The organism is Streptomyces capitiformicae (genome assembly GCF_002214185.1).
GTDB lineage: Bacteria > Actinomycetota > Actinomycetes > Streptomycetales > Streptomycetaceae > Streptomyces > Streptomyces capitiformicae.
Genome location: NZ_CP022161.1, coordinates 2,663,980 through 2,683,450, shown reverse-complemented (window position 1 = coordinate 2,683,450; position 19,471 = coordinate 2,663,980). Strand labels below are relative to the sequence as shown.

The 19,471-nt window shown below is 68.9% G+C and carries 17 protein-coding genes and 2 pseudogenes; 7 read left to right on the top strand and 12 right to left on the bottom strand.

From position 1 onward, the window contains the following. Positions 1–447: 447 nt before the first annotated feature. The 9 genes and pseudogenes from CES90_RS11870 to CES90_RS11840 all read right to left on the bottom strand — a co-directional run bounded on the left by CES90_RS11870 (position 448) and on the right by CES90_RS11840 (position 6,761). Positions 448–1,353: a hypothetical protein gene (locus CES90_RS11870; protein WP_189784872.1), complete on the bottom strand. Its 906-nt coding sequence runs from the start codon at positions 1,351–1,353 to the stop codon at positions 448–450. Between the two features lie 241 nt (positions 1,354–1,594). Continuing rightward, a complete protein-coding gene (locus CES90_RS11865) occupies positions 1,595–2,119 on the bottom strand; it encodes a hypothetical protein (RefSeq protein ID WP_189784873.1) in 525 nt (174 codons plus the stop codon). Positions 2,120–2,520: 401 nt separating this feature from the next. Then, positions 2,521–2,874, bottom strand: a complete 354-nt coding sequence (locus tag CES90_RS11860) for a hypothetical protein (RefSeq protein ID WP_189784874.1) — start codon at positions 2,872–2,874, stop codon at positions 2,521–2,523. An 85-nt stretch (positions 2,875–2,959) separates the two neighbouring features. Next, positions 2,960–3,991 carry an adenine nucleotide alpha hydrolase family protein gene (locus CES90_RS11855; protein ID WP_229914040.1) on the bottom strand — a complete coding sequence of 344 codons (1,032 nt, stop codon included), beginning with the start codon at positions 3,989–3,991 and terminating at the stop codon, positions 2,960–2,962. 75 nt (positions 3,992–4,066) lie between these two features. Beyond that, positions 4,067–4,981, bottom strand: a complete 915-nt coding sequence (locus tag CES90_RS11850; RefSeq protein WP_189784875.1) for a Mom family adenine methylcarbamoylation protein — start codon at positions 4,979–4,981, stop codon at positions 4,067–4,069. Further along, positions 4,981–5,343, bottom strand: a pseudogene (locus CES90_RS51930) (DUF6248 family natural product biosynthesis protein); the annotation flags it as partial. The pseudogene CES90_RS51930 and the gene CES90_RS11850, both read right to left, overlap by 1 nt. 25 nt (positions 5,344–5,368) lie before the next feature. Continuing rightward, positions 5,369–5,464 (bottom strand): annotated as a pseudogene (locus CES90_RS51925) (DUF6248 family natural product biosynthesis protein); the annotation flags it as partial. A gap of 32 nt (positions 5,465–5,496) precedes the next feature. Then, on the bottom strand, positions 5,497–6,036 hold the full coding sequence (locus CES90_RS11845; RefSeq protein ID WP_229914041.1) for a hypothetical protein: 540 nt from the start codon (positions 6,034–6,036) through the stop codon (positions 5,497–5,499). A gap of 185 nt (positions 6,037–6,221) precedes the next feature. Then, positions 6,222–6,761 carry a hypothetical protein gene (locus tag CES90_RS11840; protein ID WP_229914042.1) on the bottom strand — a complete coding sequence of 180 codons (540 nt, stop codon included), beginning with the start codon at positions 6,759–6,761 and terminating at the stop codon, positions 6,222–6,224. A 154-nt stretch (positions 6,762–6,915) separates the two neighbouring features. Between CES90_RS11840 and istB the strand changes: the two genes are divergently transcribed. Then, complete coding sequence (gene istB / locus CES90_RS11835; protein WP_189784876.1) at positions 6,916–7,680, top strand: IS21-like element helper ATPase IstB; 765 nt, start codon at positions 6,916–6,918, stop codon at positions 7,678–7,680. On the opposite strand, the gene CES90_RS11830 is transcribed toward istB, so the two are convergent. From CES90_RS11830 to CES90_RS11820, 3 genes are all read right to left on the bottom strand, one after another. Beyond that, positions 7,677–8,201, bottom strand: a complete 525-nt coding sequence (locus CES90_RS11830; RefSeq protein ID WP_189784877.1) for a hypothetical protein — start codon at positions 8,199–8,201, stop codon at positions 7,677–7,679. The two genes, istB and CES90_RS11830, sit on opposite strands and share 4 nt — an antisense overlap. A 66-nt stretch (positions 8,202–8,267) precedes the next feature. Beyond that, positions 8,268–9,548 carry an IS630 family transposase gene (locus CES90_RS11825; protein WP_189784878.1) on the bottom strand — a complete coding sequence of 427 codons (1,281 nt, stop codon included), beginning with the start codon at positions 9,546–9,548 and terminating at the stop codon, positions 8,268–8,270. A 16-nt stretch (positions 9,549–9,564) separates the two neighbouring features. Continuing rightward, positions 9,565–10,323 (bottom strand): IS701 family transposase, encoded by a 759-nt coding sequence (locus CES90_RS11820; RefSeq protein WP_408646656.1) that lies wholly within the window; start codon positions 10,321–10,323, stop codon positions 9,565–9,567. A 1,431-nt stretch (positions 10,324–11,754) separates the two neighbouring features. On the opposite strand from CES90_RS11820, the gene CES90_RS11815 reads away from it, so the two are divergent. The 6 genes from CES90_RS11815 (at position 11,755) to CES90_RS11790 (ending at position 19,470) form a co-directional block, all read left to right on the top strand. Further along, a complete protein-coding gene (locus CES90_RS11815) occupies positions 11,755–14,442 on the top strand; it encodes a BTAD domain-containing putative transcriptional regulator (RefSeq protein ID WP_229914043.1) in 2,688 nt (895 codons plus the stop codon). Positions 14,443–14,865: 423 nt separating this feature from the next. Continuing rightward, the gene (locus tag CES90_RS11810) at positions 14,866–15,471 is read left to right on the top strand and encodes an LOG family protein (RefSeq protein WP_189784881.1); all 606 of its coding nucleotides are present in this window, start codon (positions 14,866–14,868) and stop codon (positions 15,469–15,471) included. A gap of 55 nt (positions 15,472–15,526) precedes the next feature. Beyond that, positions 15,527–16,906: a DUF6002 family protein gene (locus tag CES90_RS11805; RefSeq protein ID WP_189784882.1), complete on the top strand. Its 1,380-nt coding sequence runs from the start codon at positions 15,527–15,529 to the stop codon at positions 16,904–16,906. 39 nt (positions 16,907–16,945) lie between these two features. Then, complete coding sequence (panD, locus tag CES90_RS11800) at positions 16,946–17,362, top strand: aspartate 1-decarboxylase (protein WP_189784883.1); 417 nt, start codon at positions 16,946–16,948, stop codon at positions 17,360–17,362. A gap of 57 nt (positions 17,363–17,419) precedes the next feature. After that, a complete protein-coding gene (locus CES90_RS11795) occupies positions 17,420–18,592 on the top strand; it encodes a GNAT family N-acetyltransferase (protein WP_189784884.1) in 1,173 nt (390 codons plus the stop codon). Continuing rightward, positions 18,589–19,470: an LLM class flavin-dependent oxidoreductase gene (locus CES90_RS11790; RefSeq protein WP_189784885.1), complete on the top strand. Its 882-nt coding sequence runs from the start codon at positions 18,589–18,591 to the stop codon at positions 19,468–19,470. Before CES90_RS11795 ends, CES90_RS11790 begins: the two co-directional genes overlap by 4 nt. Position 19,471: the final 1 nt, after the last annotated feature.

The window sequence follows — 19,471 nt, the reverse complement described above, 5'->3', positions numbered from 1 at the left end:
GGAAGAGTGCCAGGGCGAGGTACAGCACGACCGCAGTGACGATGACGAACCGGGCCCACTCCACGGCGATCTCCTTCTCGACTGAGGTGCAAAGGACGCTATCGGAGCGCACTGACATCGCTGCCGGGCAAGTGTGCAGAACCAGGCCCTTCAGGCAGCGCGCATGCAGTAATGCCACACGGGGTCCAGCACGCTGATCGGCCGGGCAGTGCCACCTGCTCTGCAGGAGATCCCGTCAGAGCCGGTGCCCGATTCGGCTGCGGGAGCGTTCAGGAAACGGCGATGGCCGGTGCCGCGAAGCCGTGCGGCTTCGCGGCGGAGAGGTGGCTGGCCTCTCCATACCGGCCATCGTGCGGCGTCTGGCCCGCCGGGAGTTCGTCGATCCCTTCAACCAGAGGCCGCGGTCTTACGGTATCCCGCGTGTGACGCGGGGTTGGTGCGCTGTAGTCAGGGCGTCGAGGACCGGCGAGCGGCCAGCTCCTCGAGGCGGGAGCGTCTCCAGCGCTGCTGGCGCGGGCGGCCGGCACTGCCGCGGCGGTACTCGAACCCGTCGGGCTGCTCGAGATCGGGCAGCTGTCCGTGCCCGAGCGCGCTGATGAAGCTGTCGGCATCCTTATATCCGAGGATCTGGGCCGCTTCGGCGGCGCCGACCAGGTCCGCGTTCTCGTCCCTGTCGGCGGCCGGCAGCACACCGCGCGTGCGGGCGGCGGCGACGACGGTGTCCCGGCGCCACTTCTTGCGGGCCCCGCCTCGGCTGCCCTCTTCCCTCTCCAGGGTCTCCGGCTCCGGCAGCTCGGGGATGCGCCCCTGGTAGAGGGAGCTGGAGAAGGAAGCGACGCTGCCGTAGCCGAGCAGGCTCGCGACTTCGGCAGTACCGAGCAACTCGTCGGGGTCCCCGTCGACCGACACCGGGGGCAGCGCGGCGGCCGGGGCGGAGCTGCGCCGGCCCTTGCCGGGCCTGTTGCTGGCCCAGGCGACGATCGTGCCGCGGCGCCACATCGGTCCGTCGACGTCCTCGTCGGGCTCGGGGAAGTATCCGGGCCGGTCGCGGAAGTAAGCGTCGATGGTGGAGGTTCGGGTGTAGCCCAGGAGCTTGGCCACCTCCCGCTTGGTCAGCAGCTCGTCCTGGTCGGCCTCAAGTACCGCGGCTGGCAGCGTGCGCTTCTTCGGTGCGCGCTGCGCGAAGAACGCCGCGACCTCGTCGTGACGCCAGAACCGCTTGCGGCCCTCGGTGCGCGCGACCGTGGGGAAGCCGCTGTCCGGGTTGTTACTCCACTCGCTGATCCGGGGCTTGCTCGTGCCGAACTCGGACACGATCTGCGAGGTGTCCACGAGCCGCTCGGCGGGAGACATCTGGGGCCCCTTTGGAAGGATCGGAAAGGCGGTGCCGGCGCCCGGTCGAGCGCGACAGGTTCGATAATGCCAAAGTTGGTGGGTTCGTGTCCAGCTCAGCGCGAGACCGGCTGCAGATGTTCCTCGCCAAGAAGGCAGACACCGAAGAGCGCGGCGCGCTCTTCCAACTCCGCTTAGGTCATTGCTGCTGGTGCGGCCTCCCGGATCGCTGAAGCGAGGAGTTGGCTGAAGAAAGACCCTCTCAGTCGACGGCTCGCCGGAGTTCTCGGTCAAGAAGTTGGGCGAGTTCGACTGCCGAGGAGTAGTGCGCGCCCCATGCCTCGGCAAGATGTTCGTCTGCGGCGTCGGCGGCCAGCAGGTTCCGGAAGTCGTCCTGATGGCCGGCCAGCTCCTGCAGGGTCAGCCAAGCTTTGTAGCGGTCGTTGACGGCACGTAGTTGGGTGGCCTGGTCTTCGAATCCGGTCACGAGGCGCTCGAGCGCTGCACGCTCCTGCTCAAGGGCCTGGTCTGATGCTTCGAAGGCGGCGGTCGGCAGCAGGCCTTGATGGTCTTGCTTGCCCAGTTGCCGGCGGATGTTGTCCATGCGTGACCACTCGGCGGCGCGGCTTGCGAACATCCAGAGGTCCGAAGCCAGTTCGCTGCGCAGTCGCTCGGCGTGCGGGATCAGACCGGAGTACATGACGGGGTTGTTGATGATGCTGCCCTTGGCGGCTTCCGCGCGCTGCGCCAGGTGCCAGGTGGCCTCGTTGAGGTCATCGCCGGTCACGTACCTGCGGTAGACCACGTGCCTGAGTCGCTTGCCGCGGAAGAGGAAGATCCGACCGAGGAGCCCCTTCGGTGGTTCTGGTGGGCGCTTCTCGCCCCACCGAGGGCGGGGTCGAAGGTATCTGAGGTGCTGCCGCACGTCCTCCGGCAGCTCCGGGTCGACCGCCACGATGTCGGGCCTGTGCCTGGGCATGCTCATGGGAAGGGCCTTCAGATGTAGGTGACGGGGTTGCGGGAGAGGCGGGGGCTGGGGTGGGGCGGCCGGCGCGGGTCACCGCGCAGGAGTTCACCCGCTAGGGCGTGGCGATTACCGCACTTGGAGATGCCCATGATCTGGCGAGTGTGACAGGTTCGATAATGCCAAAGCCGGTGGGTTCGTGTCCAGCTCAGCGCGAGAGGCGGCTACAGAAGTTCCTCGCCAAGAAGGCAGACACCGAAGAGCGCGGCGCGCTCTTCCAACACCGTGTAGGCCATGGCGGCCGGAGCGGCATCCCAGGTCGCGAACGCGAGCACGGAGACCGCCTCGCCGCGCGTCATCCCCTCCTCCCACGGAGCGCCGACAGCAGAGCACCGCTCGGCGAGCTGGGCGTCGGACAGGTTCGCGACTTCCCGGCGGATGCCGGATTGGGCGTCGGCGACGCCCTCGCACCAGGCACGGTGGCCCCTGGCCAGAAGGTTCTGCAGCGCCTCCCGGTCACTCAGGTCCTGGGCGCTGGCGGCGAGGTCGAGAAGCAGGGCGGTGGGGTTGGTGTCCATGGTCATCTCCTTGAATCCACTGTAAAGGGGGACCTGTGCCGGGCCGGGCCGGGTCCGTCCGGACCCGGCCCGGCACACGCGGGTATCAGTTGTGGGCGGTGCAGCCGTCGCACAGGGCGCGGCCGCTGTGCCGGGCCATCTCGGGTTCCTTGCGGGGGTCCTTCTTCAGAGCTTCCCGGACCTGCTCCTGCAGGGCAGTGAACTCCGGCCCGTCGTCCGGGCAGACGACGCCGGGGTCGGGTGCCCCGCAGGTGTTGGCGTGGCGGATCAGGTCGGTGATGCGCCAGTCCGCGCGGAAGCTGTCGCCCCGCACCTGCTCGACCTCGGCGTACAGGTCAGCCAGCCGCGGCCGCCGGCCGACAGAGAGCAGCACGTCAGCGCGCGAGGCGAAGACACACAGCGAGCACGAGCAGCGGGAGGTTCCGGCCCAGTCGCCCGCGCCGGGCACCGAGTCGTACGTCCAGCAGTACGGCACGGGTGCGTCGGCGTGCCACTCCTTGACCGCGTCCGTCGACCAGTCCTTGACGGGCAGCCACTCGTCCACGACCCGCGCACTGTTGGCCAGCACCGTACGGAAGGCAGGGCGCTTCTTACGGTCGGCTCCTTCGTCGCTGCGCAGGCCCATGACCTTCAGGATCCGCACCGGGCGGCCGAGCTCGCGCTTGAGGCGGCTGACCATCGGCGTCCAGGCGCTGGAGACCACGCTCTCCTTCGCGGCCTTGCGACAGTACGGGCTGCCCATGCGGGGGAAGCGACCGTACGCCGCGATCTCGGTCAGCAGACTGTGCGGCATCCGGGTGCCGTCCGGGCCCGGCATCGTGCGGGTGACCTCGACGTGCCGGTCGGGCGGAACCCCGAAGGCGTTGCTCTGCAGCGCAGCGAGCTCGGACACCCCCGGGTAGCGGATGCCGTCGAAGACCACGGGCGGCCACTCCAGCACGCCGAGGCTGGAGTGGTAGGAGATGACGCGGTCGGCTACGCCGACGGTCCGGGCATCTTCCATGAACACGGCCATCATGACCGCGCTGTCCTTGCCGCCGGACAGCTGGGGTGCGAGGAGATCGTAGGAGGCCAAATCGGGGGTGCTGGGCGGGCGGTTGGCGGGACGCGAAGGCATGTCAGCTCCAGTTGAGTCGAGGAGTGGGCGGTGGGACTGGGTGCGCAGGACGGCGTGCAGTCCGCGGTCGGACGGCTATGCCGGGGACTTCGCCCAGGTGGCTGTGGGCTCGGCGTCGGGTTGCTTGGGGTAGGGCCGCAGGGCGGGGAGGCCGAGCTCGATCTCCTCCCGCTCGCGGCGGGTTCGGCCGAGCCGGAACACGTAGCGGTGCGCGCCGCGGTGGCGGAGGTTGCGGGCGCCGACCGCGGTCAGGGCCTCGCGCAGCCACAGGGCCGGGTCGCTGCCGGGCCGCAGCCGCGGAGCGCCGAGCGCGGTGAGCTGGGCGGCGGCGTACTCACAGCCCTGCTCCTGGCGGCGGATCTTCTGGGCCGCGCGGTCGTGGAATACGGTGCCGTCGGGCAGCAGCTTGACCGTGCGGGCGGTTGCCCGGCCGGCGTACACCGCGTTCGTCGCCGCGTAGATCGTCCCGACGTGCCCGGGCATGACCAGAGCGCCTGAGGCGGTCCGGCGTGGCACAGGGTCGGCGAACGAGACCACGCCGCGCACCCCGGCAGCGAGCAAGGCGTCGAAGCAGCGGGCGAGGAACCACGATTCGGAATTGCCGGGGCACTCATCGAGGAGAACGAACCGCAGGCATACCAAGGACTCGGTGTAGGGACGGAGTTGTGGCAGGGGCTTCGTCAGCACGGCCTCGCTGACGGGGACTCCGAACACGGCGACACCACTCAGCCGTCGCTCACCCGTGCTCGTTTCGTACAGGGCAAGTCGCTGGGTGGCCGCCGGGTAGGACCCGGAGTAGTGGTGGGTGATGACGAACTTCTCGGCCTGCGCCTCGTCGAGCGGTGCGACTTCGTAGTGGCGGGCGTCGAAGCCGCCGTCCCGGATGTGCCGCCAGGAGTGCGTGCGTTCGCGCCACCGCTGGCACCAGGGCGACGCGGTCGGTATCTCCCGCAGGTCCTCGAACGGCAGGGTCTCCTGGACCGGGGACATCACGGTGCCTCCCCGTCCCCGCGTTCCTGAGGGCCGCTCGCGAAGAGGGTGAGCTGTCCCTCCGGGGCGGCTGCAGGCCGGTGCGCGGGGACGGCGTGCTGGGCGGCAGGGGGTTTCTCGGGTTGGCCCGTGTCAGCGGTTCCTTCGACGTCTGCCGGGTGAGGGCAGGGGCAGAGCCACCGGCAGGGCCGTTGGCCTGGTCCGTACCGGATCACGGCGACGACGAATCCTTGGGCGTCGGTGATGGTGTCGGCGTGCTTGTCGACGCGGGGGCCGCGGGCGCTGACGCACCGGTCGTGGTGCCCGGAGGCGCAGCCGGGGCAGATGCCGCGCTCGCAGGAGCACCAGCGGTGGAAGCCGTGGGGGGTAGGCGTCGCCGATCTTGCGTAGTCCCTTGGTCCAGGCGTGTGCGCGGACCCAGGCGCCTTCCTCTTCGCTCATCGGGGAGGGGACGGTGGAGGGAATGGGGTCGAGGATGCCCATGATCGCGGCGCCGATGTGGCGCAGGCGGGTCGTCATGCTTCGTCTCCGAACAGCGTTGGGGTGGTGTGGAGTTCGTTCATCCAGGCCAGGAGGCGGGGGAGGTTGGTGTCGGGCCCGAAGGCGAGGTAGGTGCCGTCGCAGCTGGTGCAGCCGAAGGCCTGCGCGATGCGCAGCCGCCGGCGGGAGTTGACTCGGCCCATGTGGACGGCCAGGCCGCGCTCGCGGGCCTCAAGGGCCAGGCGGTGGGCGGCGGGTGAGGTCTTCCACTGGGTGGAGCCTGCGAGGAACAGCACGTCGATCAAGTCCCAGGGGATGGGGCCGTGCTCGCTGCCGTCCTGGGCGGCGAAGGCGACCGGGACGCCCAGGGAGCGGATCCGCTCCAGCCACGGCAGCGACTCGGCCAGGGTCGCCGCGGCGTCCAGCGGAACGTCGGGGGCTACGGCCCACAGGCAGAGCTCGCGTCCGTAGCGGTCGACGGTCGCCTTCAGCCGGGCGAACCAGGCATCGGCCCTGGGCCAGCCCTTGCCGAACTTGCCGTTGCCGCAGGCGTACAGCGCGCCGGGCGGGATCACGTTGCCCTCGCCGGAGTCGTCATGCAGGCCAGCAGCCCGGTCTGCATGACGGCCCGTACGTCAGCTCCCGACGGCGCGGCCAGGTACAGCACGGCGAAGGAGAAGCGAAGGAGAAGCAGCGGCTGAGGCCATGGATACGCGCACGGGGACGTCCTTCCGAAAGGAGGGGGGGAGGGGGGGGCGGTTCAGGCGAGCGGGAGCTGGGCGGCGGGGCCTGAGATCAGGGCGTCCCGCTCCCGCTCGAAGTACTTGTCCTGCTTGTCGATCACGCGGGCGGGGGCGGTGGCGAAGAGTTCCTCCGCCATCGGCCGGCCCTGCGTGCGGGGGCGGATCCAGGCCCGGGCGCGCCCGTACACCGGGTCGTGCTCGGCCTCGACGCGGTGCCTCTCGGAGATGGAGAGCAGCCGCCGGGCCAGCTGCTGCGGGCTGCCGAGGTCGACGCGCTCGGTGGAGCGCATCACCGGGCGCTGCTCGCCGTCGGCGGACAGCAGGAACAGTCGGCGCACGTGGTAGAGCGCCCACGGCATGTCGAGCTCGCGCTCGAACGCCTCCAGACACGCCCGGTCCCTGGGCAGGGCGGGGTCGAAGAACTCCAGGAGAGTGCGCCTGCCGTACAGCTTCGCGTTCGGGTTGAGGCTCATCGCCGTGTACTCCAGGCGCAGCACCTCACCGGCGATCTCCGGGTGGGACCGCATGCGCTCCAGGTGGGCGGGCAGAGCACCCATGGAGACGGGAAAGCAGCAGAAGGTGCAGTAACTCTTGGGCCAGTGCACGCCGAACCGCTTCAGGAGGTAGTCCTCGACCTGCTGCCGTCCCCACCCAGACGCCCGGCGACGTCCACGACGACCAGGACCGCGGTGACGCCGAGGAGGCCGTGCGATGAGCGTGATGACCACCGCCCTGCGCGACTCGCTCAAGACCCTGCGGCTGTCCGGGATGCTCGAGACGCTCGACGCCCGCCTCACCCAGGCCCAGAAGGGCGAACTCGGGCACCTTGACTTCCTCCAGGTCCTCTGCCAGGACGAGATCACCCGCCGCGAGTCCGTCGCCCTCGAACGGCGCCTTCGCAGAGCGAAGTTCGAGCAACAGGCCACCTTGGAGGGCTTCGACTTCAACGCCTCCCCGAAGCTGCCCGCCGCCCAGATCCGCGACCTCGCAGCCCTGCGCTGGCTCCACTCCGGCGAGTCCGTCATTCTGTTCGGACCCGTCGGTGTCGGGAAGACACACGTCGCCCAGGCCCTCGGCCACCAGGCCGTCCGCCAGGGCGCCAACGTCCGCTTCGCCAAGACCAGCCGCATCCTGGCGGAACTCGCCGGCGGCCACGCGGACCGCACCTGGGACAAGCGCATCCGCGAACTGGTCCGCCCCGACGTGCTCATCCTCGACGACTTCGCGATGCGGCAGCTCACCGCAGCCCAGGCTGATGACCTCTACGAGCTGGTCAGTGAGAGGCAGGGCCGGTCCCTGATCATCACCAGCAACCGGGCTCCCCGCGACTGGTATCCGCTGTTCCCCAACCCCGTCGTTGCCGAGTCTCTCCTGGACCGGCTGATCAACACCAGTCACCAGGTCATCATGAACGGCCCCAGCTACCGGCCGAACAAACGCCCCAAGAGTCCGACCGGCAAGCCGCCGACCGCCTAGCGTCCGGGCTGGTCAACGTTCCACTCGCGCGGCAGGGCCTCGTCACAAAAGACGCAGACGAAGTCCTCCTCGCGCACGATGTTGAGCTGCCGGCAGGAGAGGCAGCGTCGGAACACCACCTCGTGTGTGAAGCCGGACGGGCGAACGATCCCGGCCTGGTCCAGGGCCTCGACGACGGCCGACCACGAGCTGACGTCCGGGCAGTAGCCGGTCGACTGATTGCTGACCTCGTCGACCGCCCACCGCCCGGACTCCTCGCGGAAGCTGATCTCGCCAGCACCCAGGACGGCTTCTCCACCAGCGCACACCACGTGCTCACTGCGACGCGGCGCGAGACGCAGAACCCCAGCCTGATCGACAACGAAGGTGAAGGGCTCGGCCAACTCCTCCACCGTCCGAGCCGAGACCCACTCGCCGAAGTCCGCCGGCGAACGCATGCTCTGACCCTCGCCGTCCGGTCGGACCAGACTCCTCAACTCGGCCGGTCCGACATAGCGATAGCTCCACCCGCGCATGGTCATGCTCGCCAACCTAAACCCGCACTGGGGCGACGACCTGGGGAATTACGTGACCGCAGACCTGGGGAATTACGTGACCGTCGACATCTTGGTCCAGGTGAAGGGCCGCGGGTTCTCGTTCCAGGCGTCGATCCACGCGGTGATGTCGTCCTCCAGTGCCTTCACGGAGGTGTGGACACCGCGGCGGATGAGCTTGTCGGTCAGCAGGCCGAACCACCGCTCCACCTGGTTCATCCAAGAGGAGCCGGTGGGAGTGAAATGGACGTGGAAGCGGGGGTGTTTGCCGAGCCACGTCCTGATCTCGGCGGTGTTGTGGGTGGCGTAGTTGTCGCAGACGAGGTGCACGTCGAGTCCGGCGGGCACCGCCTTGTCGATCCTGATCAGGAACTTTTTGAACTCGATCGCCCGGTGGCGGCGGTGCAGTGCCGATATGACGGTGCCGTCGGCGATGTTGAAGGCGGCGAACAGGCTGGTGATGCCGTGCCGGAGGTAGTCGTGGGTGCGCCGTTCGGGCATGCCCGGCATCATCGGCAGCACTGGCTGGGACCGGTCCAGCGCCTGGATCTGGGACTTCTCGTCCACGCAGAGCACGACCGCTTTCTCGGGCGGGTGGTGGTACAGGCCGACGACGTCGACGACCTTGGCGACGAACTGCGGATCGGTGGACAGTTTGAAGGAGTCCTGCAGGTGGGGCTTGAGGTCGAACCGCTTCCAGATTCGCCCGATCGTCGACTTCGACAGGCCGGTGCGCTGAGCCATCGAGGCCCGTGACCAGTGCGTGTCCTGGCCCGGGACCGACTCCAGGGTGGCCACGACGACCTCCTCGACCTGGTCGAGGAGGATCGAAGGCGGCCGGCCCGAGCGCGGCTCGTCCTGCAGACCGTCGAGGCGTTTTGCGATGAACCGGGCCCGCCAGCGGTCCACGGTCGACCTGTCGATGCCGAGGTCGGCCGCGGCCTGCTGGTTCGTCCCGCCCTCCGCGCAGCGCAGCACGATCTTGGCGCGCAATGCGAGGAACTGGGCGGTCATGGCCTGCCGCGCCCACTGCTGCAGCTGTCTGCGCTCAGCGTCGTCGAGGATCAGGTCGGCCTTCGGCCGACCGGTCCAGCCGGCGTCCTCAAGCCCGGCCATCCGTTCCGCGGCGAAAGCCCGACGCCACTTGCCGACCGTCTTGGCCTGGACACCGACGAGCCGTGCGACACCCGTGTTTGACATACCGTCAGCACACGCCAGGATGATGCGGGCCTTCTCGGCCGAGCGCCGGTGCGGCATTTCCGTCCGGCGCACCAACTCGGCGCGCTCGGCCTCGGACAACGTGATCGCCACAGCAGAGGGCCCGGGATGCGACATGACAACAGGGTAGTAACTAACCCTCAGGATTTCTGGCGCAGCACACTAGCGGGCGCCGGGCACCAGCACGAGGTCCTCGACGGGTGTGTCCTGCGGTCCCCAGGCCAGGTAGTAGTCGCGGTCGCCGGGGTGCCTCAGGGCGGCGCCGGGCGATGAACCATCGTGCCCAGGCCCCCTCGCCGATCTCGGTGTCGGGGTCGGGGATGCGCCGCACCCACCACTGCCAGGTCCGGCTGCCCAGCTGGGAAGGGTCGGCCGGGAGGGCGAGCCAGTCCTCCTCGGCCGCGCAGCGCTCCACCAGCCGGGCGGCGTGCCGCCAGCCCGGGCGTGGCAGCACGGTCTGGTTGGCCTGCACGGTGACCGCGTACGCCAGCCGCGGCTGCTCCAGCAAGGCGCGGAAGGCGGCGTCGCGGCCGTAGACCTCGTCCGCGGCCACCCAGATACGGCCTTCGGGCAGGTCCGGCAGCGCCCGCTCGATCATCCGCTCCGCCAGACGAGGCTTGACGGCGAAGCCCACCTCGTGGGGGACATGGGCAGCACGGCACCGCTGTCGGTCGTCGGTCCACTCGCGGGGCAGGTACAGCTCACGGTCGATCAGCGCCTGCCCGGCGCCGGTGGCCCAGGCCGCCATCACGCCGATCTGGCAGGGGAAGACGCCACCGAGGGTGCCGGGGAACTGGCGGGCCACCCCGGCCGAGGCGCGGTCCTTCTTGGCGAACCCGGTCTCGTCCACGACCAGCGCCCCCGGGCCTTGCGGAAAATTGGGAACCTGCAGGCCAGGGGCCTGTCTCAGTGAGGCCCGGGAACGTCCCTCCTCGGATTTGGGAACGCGTGGTGTCCTCGCAGGTCAGGCAGGTTACGCGGGGCGACTGCGTTGGTAGCGTTTGGACTTCCCAGCCAGATAGCAGTTGGCCCATCCATGCGACGGGGACAGGACCCTGTGGATGGACGTCGGGTGCGGGCGCCGACCCGACACCACCCGAGCTACGGAGGGGCACCACACTCGCGATCATGAACGGCCTCGCCGGCAGGTGCCAGGCCCCCCGAACCGCCCTGAGGGCGATGACGGAGCTGTGCACCCAGCGACCCCACCGCCTTGGCGCCCTGGTGTTGTTCAGAGGGGGAGTCGGGGGAGGCCGAAAACGCTCATGGCCCCTTCGTTTATCGATCGTTTATCGTCGCGCGGTTCCATCGTCGCTCTGGAAGCTCAGTTGCACCACCCGCACGTGTTCGACCTGTATCTACCACTCAACGGTGCCCGTCGACACCGCACCGACAGGAAGGACGTACCTTGGTGGCACTCTCGCTGTGCGCTGACGCTCTCGGCACTCAGGCGCGGGCTTTGCCCACCAGTACGGAGATACCTCGGTACTGCTCCAATAGCGAGCGGGAATTGATGACTGTCTGGCGAAAACGGGCATACGTTGCCTTTAGGGGTGTGCCGGTCAGTGACCTGGCACTCGCAGCCGACCTGGATCATCTACTGACGTCGTTGCCGATGTTGCGGTCCGACGTGATGCGTCTCGTACGGGACGGCGAGTTCCTGCCTCATAGCCCGTGGCGTCCCGTTGGGTGGCGTGAACGATCAAAGACCGAGAACCCGCAGTCCTGAACCTGGCCCTGTAATCGCATGCCGCCACAAGGTGCGTGAAGTACCTGAGCGGGGTCGGCTGGGCGCGGACTCCGTGGAGGCACCCACGGGGCTGTGTACGGGGCGCGTCACGCAAGAACATTAGCTAACTAAGCCCTCTCACTCCGGGGCATCACTGCTTGCCAAGCGGATGGCCAGAGAGAGGGGCGTCTATGCGCATAGATACTTCTGGGGTCCTTTCAGGCTGGGACTTGCCGAGACGTTTTCAGCTCCGAGGCAACAAAGAGATCCCTACGGCAGAGACCCCGCTCTTTTCTTTGGGACAGCAAATGGAACGCTACCAGCGGAGGCGCTGTGAACCCACAATGGGGAGATAGCGAACAAACACAGTTCCGGCTCCTTGGACGCTTCGAAGTAGCACGCGGAAAAGCGGCAGTCCGCCTCAATGCCCGTCGACATATGCTATTGCTGGCTGCCCTGACCTGCCGGGCCAGGGAAATCGTTACCGTCGAGGACATCATCGATGTGATATGGCAGGAGAATCCTCCCGCCACCGTGCGAAGCCAGATACAGATCTGTGTTTCCGCAGTGCGTAGGGCGCTGGCCGATGTGGGAATGCGAGACGCCCTGAAGACGCATCACTTCGGCTACTCTCTCATGCTTGATCCGGGACTGCGGGACATCGACGAGTTCGCCAGGCTGGTAGCCGCTGCTCGGGCCTCCTGCGATTCCGGTGACATCGCTCAGTCCGTACAGAACTACCGCGCCGCGCTCTCCCTTTGGCGCGGACCGGCCCTCAGCGGACTCGACAGCGACGCCTTCCATAGAAAGGCAGTTCGGCTCAATGAGGAACGCCTCACGATCTTGGAGGAGTGCTTCGACCTGGAATTGCTCCAAGGTCGGGAACGAACCCTGCTGCCGGAGCTTGTGACCCATGTATCTGAGAATCCTCTGCGCGAGAAGCTGCGCGGCCAGCTCATGCTCGCCCTACACCGGGTGGGCCAGCGTACCGACGCCCTCCAGGTGTACCGCGAGGGGCGCGAGCAGATGGTCCGGGAACTCGGCCTCGAACCCTCCGAGGAATTACGCCGCCTGGAGAAGGAAATCCTCAACGACGCGCCGAATCTGGCACCCGGGACCAGCATCACCCCAGCCAAGCAGATCATCCCGCGCCAGTTGCCGCCGCAGCCCCCGTACTTCACTGGCCGTGATGAGCAGGTCCGGCAGCTCTGCGCAGCGCTGACCGGCATCGCCCCACCCGGGAACCAGGCGACCCGCGCCGTCAACCTGTTTGGCCAAGGCGGCGTCGGCAAGACCTCCCTGGCCATCCACGTCGCGTACGAGCTGATGCAGGAACACTTCCCTGACGGACAGATCTACTACGACCTGCACGGCAGCCAGCCCGCCCCGGTTTCACCGGCCCGGGTGCTGGACCACTTCCTGCGAGTGCTGGGCGTACCGCCACCCAGCATTCCGGACGAGATGGACGAGCGCGCCGCGATGTTCCGCAGCTGTGTCGCTGGGCGCCGGATGCTGCTCGTCCTCGACGACGCCGCCGGCGAGGACCAGATCCAGCCGCTGTTGCCTGGAGGATGGGACTGCGCGGTCATCGTGACCAGCCGTACGCCGCAGACCGGTGTCCCTTCGCTGCAGAAGGTCAGGCTGGACGTGCTCGCAGTCCAGGACGCCGTCGAGCTGCTGCAGCGGATCGTCGGGGACAATCGGGTCGGCGCCGAACCGGCCGCCGCGACTTCCCTCGTGCGCACCGTCGAGGGGCTGCCGCTCGCCCTGAGCATTATCGGAGCACGCCTGGTCACGGCGCCGAACCGGACCATCTCCTCCATGGCACAACGCGTCCACGACGACCGGCGGAGCCTGGACGAACTCGTCCACGGCAGCCAGTCCGTACGCAGCAGCATCGCCTCGGTCTACCACGGTCTGCCGCAGCGGCTGCGTAACCTCCTCAGCCTGCTCAGCCTCTTCGACATGGAGGCCATACCCGGCTGGATGGCCGGGGTGGTCATCGGCGTCGGCCCGCGTGAGGCGCTCGACCTGATGGACGAAGCCGCCGCGTGCCAGCTGCTCCTGCCCGTAGGCGTCGAGCCGTCCAACGACCCCCACTACCGCTTCCACAACCTCACCCGTCTCTTTCTGCGCGAAACCGCCAACAGGTTCGCGCCCGAGCGCCGCCGGGAGGTCGTCCGCCGTGTTGTGGGGGCCTGGCTCTCCCTCGTCGAGCAGGCCCACGGGCGGCTCTACGGGGGAAACTTCACGCTCGTGCGCGGAGAGTCGCCACGCTGGGAGCCCCCTGCGGCCCTGGTCCGCCATGTGCTTGCGGACCCACTCCACTGGTTAGACGTCGAGCGCTCAGCGCTGCTGGCCGCCGTCGGACACGCGGCCGCGCACGGCTTCGACGAGCTCTGCTGGGAACTCGCCATCAACCTGGTCACCCTCTTCGAGGCCCGCTTCTACCGCGACGACTGGCGGGAGAGTCATGAGACGGCGCTGGAACTGGTGATGCGCACCGGTAACGTCCGGGGCGAGGCCGCCCTGCGCTGCTCGCTGGGCTCGCTGTACATCTCGCAGCGGCGCATCGACCGTGCCAAGCCCCAACTGGAGAAGGCGCTGCCGATATTCGAGGGGTTACGGGACAACGGCGGAACCGCACTGACTCTGCGCAACCTCGCCCTGTGCCTGCACATCCAGGGCGCCTTCAACGAAGCGCTGAACGCCTACGGCCAGGCTGCCGAGCTGTTCCTCGCCGCGGGAGATCCCATCGGCCAAGCCCACACGTGGTGCAACATGGCGCAGATCCACGCATCGTCGTCGGGCAACGGTGCGACCGCGCAACGGCTGCTGACCGATGCGCTGCGGATCTGCGACGAGGTGGGCAACCAGCGGGTGCGTTCCCAGGTGCTGTTCCGGCTCGGCGAGCTCAACTTGCGGCTGGGGCTGCCGGAGCAGGCGATGAGCCGGTTCTTCACGGCGCTGCCCATCGTGCGCGAGCAAGCGGATCGCGTCGGCGAGGGATACGTGCAGCGTGGGCTCGGCAATGCCCAGCTGGCCCAGGGCAACCTCGCGGAGGCGGAACGCTGTTTCCAGAGCGCCCTGGCGCTTGCCAAGGCCACGGGTAACAGCCACGACATGGCACTGGTCAGACTGAGCCTCGCCGAGGTCTACCTGCAGCAGAACCGCCAGCAGCGTGCCGTGGCCCTCCTGGGGCAGGCGCTGCCCGTGTTCCGGCAGTACGGCGACGAGGAGTCGGTGAACAGGACCCTGTCACTGCTTCCGCCCCGCTCCTGACGCCGACCGGTCCGTACGCTCCGACGAGCCGAGCGGTCACCCGCCGCTCGCCGTTGGCCCCCAGGGTGTGTCGTCCGGAGGGCCGACGAGGGCCGCAGCCGCCGTAACGAGGCACATCCGTGTCTTCCTGACCGACAACCTGTTCATCGATGCCTCCGGGTACGTCGTCACCCCCTGCCAGCCGCGGTCGGCAGGGGCCTTCGTGTGCGGCGCATCGTACGAACGTGATCCTTCACCCGCCCATCGGCGCGCTATCAGCGCCCCATGGGCAGTGGGAGCGGCCACCGGATAGGACGCTGATCGTCCTGCAATAGACGACGGATAGCACCGTGCCGAGCATGGTGCCTCGTTGTGTTATGACACCCGGACGTCGCCGATCAGCGGGGAACCGTCCGGCCGCATTCCCGTAGCTGGAGGCCATCAATGGCGGGCGACCTGTCGCAGGTCAGGACCGAGGACGGGACCAGCTTGTCGGTGGCCGTCTTCTGCGGTGCCCGGCCTGGAGTCTCACCCCGTGTGACGCAGTGCGCAGAGGCTGTGGGCGCCCTGCTCGGTACACGCGGCCACCGTCTGGTGTACGGCGCCGGGGGCGTCGGCGTCATGGGTGCGGTGGCCCATGCGGCCGAGCGGCACGGCGCCCCGATCACGGGGGTCATCCCCCGGTTCCTGCGTGAACTGGAGCGTGACGATGCGGCACCCGAGCAGGAACTGGTCGTCACCGAGGACATGTTCACGCGCAAGAGGGAGATATTCGCCCGGGCCGACGCCTTCCTGGCGCTGCCGGGCGGCTACGGCACGCTGGACGAGGTCATCGAGGTGGTTTCCCTGAACTACCTCGGTCAGCACCCCCGGCCCTTGGTCCTGCTCGATGTGGACGCGTTCTGGACCCCACTGTTGCGTGCCGTGACGGCCGTACAGGAACGCGGGTTCACCCGCGGCCCGCTGTCCGTCCCGTTCGAGATCACCGCCGATCCGGTCACCGCCTTCGAGTCCCTGGAGAAGATGGCCGGCGGCGTCAGAGCCCGGTGACCCCAGCCCTCCGTATGACTACCAGCAGGCCACTCCCAAGAAACGAGGACGACTCTTGCCGCTTCATCTCGCCACAGAGCCGCCACCGACCGTCGTCCCCGCCACGCTCACCCGCTACCACCGGGTCGTCCGGACGGCAGCGGAAACCCTGGGCTCGCGCCGCTCTCGCCTGGGGGACACCGAGCTGCCGTTCCGCGTCCCGGAACCGGACGACGCACTGCGCGAGTTCTACGCCCCCTCTGACGTCTCCGTGCACGAGCTCGAGCCCATCGGCGGGCGTCGGGTGACCGCCCTCAACCTGATGCGCAACCCAGGCACCCGTACGACCAAGACCTTCGCCTCGCTCAGCATGGTCGGGCGGGCCGTGCAGCACATCCGGGAGACTGGGGAAAATGTCATCATCGTGACCCCCACCTCAGGCAACAAGGGAACCGCCCTGCGCGACGCAGTGGCTCGAGCGTACGAGACCGGGATCGCGGGACCCGAACGGTTGCGCGTCATGACCGTCACCCCGGCCGACTCGCTACGCAAGCTGCGGGACTGTCCTTTGGCAGCGACCCCCGAACTACGAACAGCCAACCCCGCCGTGCTCGCCCAGGTGGACCAGCCGGCCCAGGTCAAGGAACTGGCCCGCAATGTCGTGGACGCCTACCTCGCCGATCCGGCCGCGAAGGGCTCCTGGCGGGTGTGGTACACGCTGGACCTCGACAACTACCGCATCGCCGACGTGGTACGCGCGTGTGTCGAGGCGGAGTTCACCGCCCCGCACGACACAGGTGTCCCTCGCTGGCACGCACATGCTGTCTCCAGCGCGTACGGATTGCTGGGGTACAGCCTCGGCCACCGGCTGCTGTCCGAAGGTGTCGCCGCCGACCTCAAGGCGCCGCCTGCCCACCCAGGCTTCTTCCTGGTTCAGCACCTGTCCACACCCGACATGGTGCTGAGCCTGTCCGGCGCCTCCCTGCCCCGCTACACCCATGACGTGACGGACGGCCTGTGGCGGCAGGCGGCCGATCCGCGCTTCCCGGCGGTCACCGACTCCCCGTCGGATTTGATCGACCCAACTTTCTACACCCGCGCCCCGGTCACTTGCGCCGAGATCGCCCCGCTCATCCGGAAGCACGGTGGGGACGGCGTCGTGGTGTCCCAGCGCGAGTGCCTGGAGCGATGGAGCCAGGTGCGGGAACTCGCCGCGCCAATCGGGGCGGACCTGCCCGCCTCGCCCGAGGACCTGCGGGAATGGTCGCTGGTCATGGCCCTCACCGGTCTCCTCGTCGGCGACGAGCGGGGCCTGATCCCCAAGGGCACGGACGTCGTGGTGCACGCCTCCGGCAGCTACTCCGACGACACCCTGCCGCCCGCGGCACCCGACGGCATCCGTTTCGCCGCCGACGAGGAGGAGGTCCTGAAGATCCTCCACACCGCAGTGGCGTGATCCGCGAAGCCCGTCCAGCGCACCTCTTGGGAGTACGCCGTGTTCCGAACCATGCTCAAGTCCAAGATCCACCGGGCCACCGTGACTCAGTGCGACCTGCACTACGTGGGATCGCTGACCATCGACGAGGAACTGATGGAAGCCGCTGGGCTGCTGCCCGGCGAGCTGGTGCACGTCGTGGACGTCAACAACGGCGCCCGGCTGGAGACCTACGTCATCCGGGGCGAGTACGGCAGCGGGGTCATCGGGGTGAACGGGGCGGCTGCCCGGCTCATCGCCGAGGGCGATCTCGTCATCATCATCGCGTACGGCGCCGTCGCAGACGCCGAGTGCAAGGACCTGGAACCACAGGTCGTCTTCGTGGACGAAGACAACAGGATCATCGGCACAGGCGGCGACCCGGCAGATACCTTCGGCGCTCCGGAACTGCGGCGCAGTGACATCACTGCGTCCTGAGCCCGCGTGCCCTCGCATGTCCGTGCATCTCCGCGCATGTCCACAGAGGGAGGGACCATGCACCGCGGCAGAGTGATGCTCCGTGCCCGGTACGCTTGGACCAACAGCGAGCACCCCGGGCTCACGCGGCTGCGGTGCTGGTGGGACGGGGACCTGCCCAGACGTTTCCCCCAGGTAGTGTCCGAGCTCCCCGGCCATCCGCTCGTCCTGGGCTATGCGGGGATCGGCGACGGGCTCCGCCACGTGCTGCCATTCCTGGAGGAGCGGCGTGGCGGAGACGCGGACGCCGTCCGCCGACGGCACAGCATCGTCGGATGGGCCCAGCTGGCGCAGGGCGCGGGACTGCCCGACTGCGACCTGCTGGCGGTGGGCACCACAGCCAACCGTGCCCCGCAGTTACCCGGGGACCGTTCGCTGCTGCTTCCGTTCCGGCTGCACTTGGTGGTGCCGATCGTTGCCGATGCCGAGGAGATGCGGCGGCGCATCTCCCGCAAGGAACGCCAGCGCTCCGAGCGGCAGTTCCGGACCCGTGGCTGGAGCGTGGAGACGTCCACGTCCGTCACCGACTTCGACCACTTCTACGACGCCATCCACCTGCCCACCATGCGCCGACGGCACGGCACGGCCACTCGGTCCATGGACAAGGACATGGCACGCGAGTGCCTGCTGCGCCAAGGCGTCCTGCTGTTCCTGCGTGAGGGCGACCGGCACGTTGCGGGGATGCTGTGCCGCTACGGTCCGGGCGTGGACACTCTCACCCTGCGCCTGGCGGGGGTGCTGGACGGCGCCGAGGAGCACTACGCGCACGGAGCACTCGCCGCCCTCTACCCCGCGCTGATCGACTGGGCCGGCCAGCACGGGGTGCGCAGGCTGGATCTGTCGGGATGCGAGCCGTTCGTCAGCAAGGGCATCTTCCAGTTCAAGCGCAAGTTCCATCCCCTGGTCGAGCTGCCGCGCACCCACTTCCGCGACAAGCGGCTGTGGCTCTCAGTACGCCGCGACTCCCCGGCCGTAAGGGACTTCCTGGTCGCCAACCCGGTGCTGGCTGAGGACCCGTCCGCGCCCGGCCGCTGGCATGCCCTGTACTTCCATGACGCCGAGCGTCCGGCGCGCCGGACGCTGCCCTGGCAGTGCCCCAACGTCACCGCCTCCCGGGACGTCGACCTTGACACCTTCCTGAGCTCCGTCCCTCGGACCGGCGCGCGGCGCGAACTGCGGGGGGCGCAGTGAGGATCGGTCTCGTCATCCTGCCCGACACGCCGTGGGACCAGGCCGCGAAGCAGTGGCGCCTGGCGGACGAGCTCGGCTTCGACCACGCCTGGACGTACGACCACCTCACCTGGCGCGAGCGCGTCGGGGACCCGTGGTACGCAGCCCTGCCGACGCTCGCCGCGGCCGCCCTGCAGACCCGCCGCATCCGGCTCGGGCCGCTGGTCACCGGGCCCAATTTCCGTCATCCCGTCCCGCTCGCTCAGGAGTTCATGACGTTGGACGACCTGTCTGCGGGCCGGATGGTCCTCGGTCTAGGCGCCGGAACGACCGGCATCGACGCGTCCGCGCTGGGCCGACCGCCGGGCGGCGCGGCCCGAATGCGCCGTTTCGCCGAGTTCACCGGGGTGGTGGAACGGCTGCTGCGGGAGCGGCAGGTCACCCACCATGGCGAGTTCTATGACTTCGAGGAGGCCCGTGTCATCCCTGGCTGCGTCCAGCGTCCCCGGGCCCCGATCGCCGTCGCGGCCACGGGCCGTCGGGGCATCGCGGTCGCGGCGCGGCACGCCGACATGTGGGTGACCAACGGGGTCGTCCCGGGGCCCCACCAGGCCCCGCGCATCGACTACGCGGCACTGGCAGAGCAGTCCCGGACCCTGGACCGGGCCTGCTGTGCCCTCGGGCGCGACCCCCGCACCGTGCGCCGCATGGTGGTCGACACCGGCCGGGACCGCCCGGTCCTGGCCTCCGCGGCCACCTTCGCCACCGCGGTCGAGCGCTACGCACGGCTCGGCTTCACCGACCTGGTCATCCCCTTCCCAGCGCCGGACGGCCCCTACCAGGGAGACCCGACAGTGCTCCACGACATCGCCGAGCGCCATCTCACGGAGAGGCGGTAGG

Excerpts from the sequence above, each read along its gene's own strand:
- CES90_RS11870 (WP_189784872.1), bottom strand. The coding sequence starts at position 1,353 with ATGTCTCCCGCCGAGCGGCTCGTGGACACCTCGCAGATCGTGTCCGAG.
- CES90_RS11860 (WP_189784874.1), bottom strand. The coding sequence starts at position 2,874 with ATGGACACCAACCCCACCGCCCTGCTTCTCGACCTCGCCGCCAGCGCC.
- CES90_RS11855 (WP_229914040.1), bottom strand. The coding sequence starts at position 3,991 with ATGCCTTCGCGTCCCGCCAACCGCCCGCCCAGCACCCCCGATTTGGCC.
- CES90_RS11850 (WP_189784875.1), bottom strand. The coding sequence starts at position 4,981 with ATGTCCCCGGTCCAGGAGACCCTGCCGTTCGAGGACCTGCGGGAGATA.
- CES90_RS11840 (WP_229914042.1), bottom strand. The coding sequence starts at position 6,761 with ATGGGTGCTCTGCCCGCCCACCTGGAGCGCATGCGGTCCCACCCGGAG.
- istB (WP_189784876.1), top strand. The coding sequence starts at position 6,916 with ATGAGCGTGATGACCACCGCCCTGCGCGACTCGCTCAAGACCCTGCGG.
- CES90_RS11830 (WP_189784877.1), bottom strand. The coding sequence starts at position 8,201 with ATGACCATGCGCGGGTGGAGCTATCGCTATGTCGGACCGGCCGAGTTG.
- CES90_RS11825 (WP_189784878.1), bottom strand. The coding sequence starts at position 9,548 with ATGTCGCATCCCGGGCCCTCTGCTGTGGCGATCACGTTGTCCGAGGCC.
- CES90_RS11815 (WP_229914043.1), top strand. The coding sequence starts at position 11,755 with ATGCGAGACGCCCTGAAGACGCATCACTTCGGCTACTCTCTCATGCTT.
- CES90_RS11810 (WP_189784881.1), top strand. The coding sequence starts at position 14,866 with ATGGCGGGCGACCTGTCGCAGGTCAGGACCGAGGACGGGACCAGCTTG.
- CES90_RS11795 (WP_189784884.1), top strand. The coding sequence starts at position 17,420 with ATGCACCGCGGCAGAGTGATGCTCCGTGCCCGGTACGCTTGGACCAAC.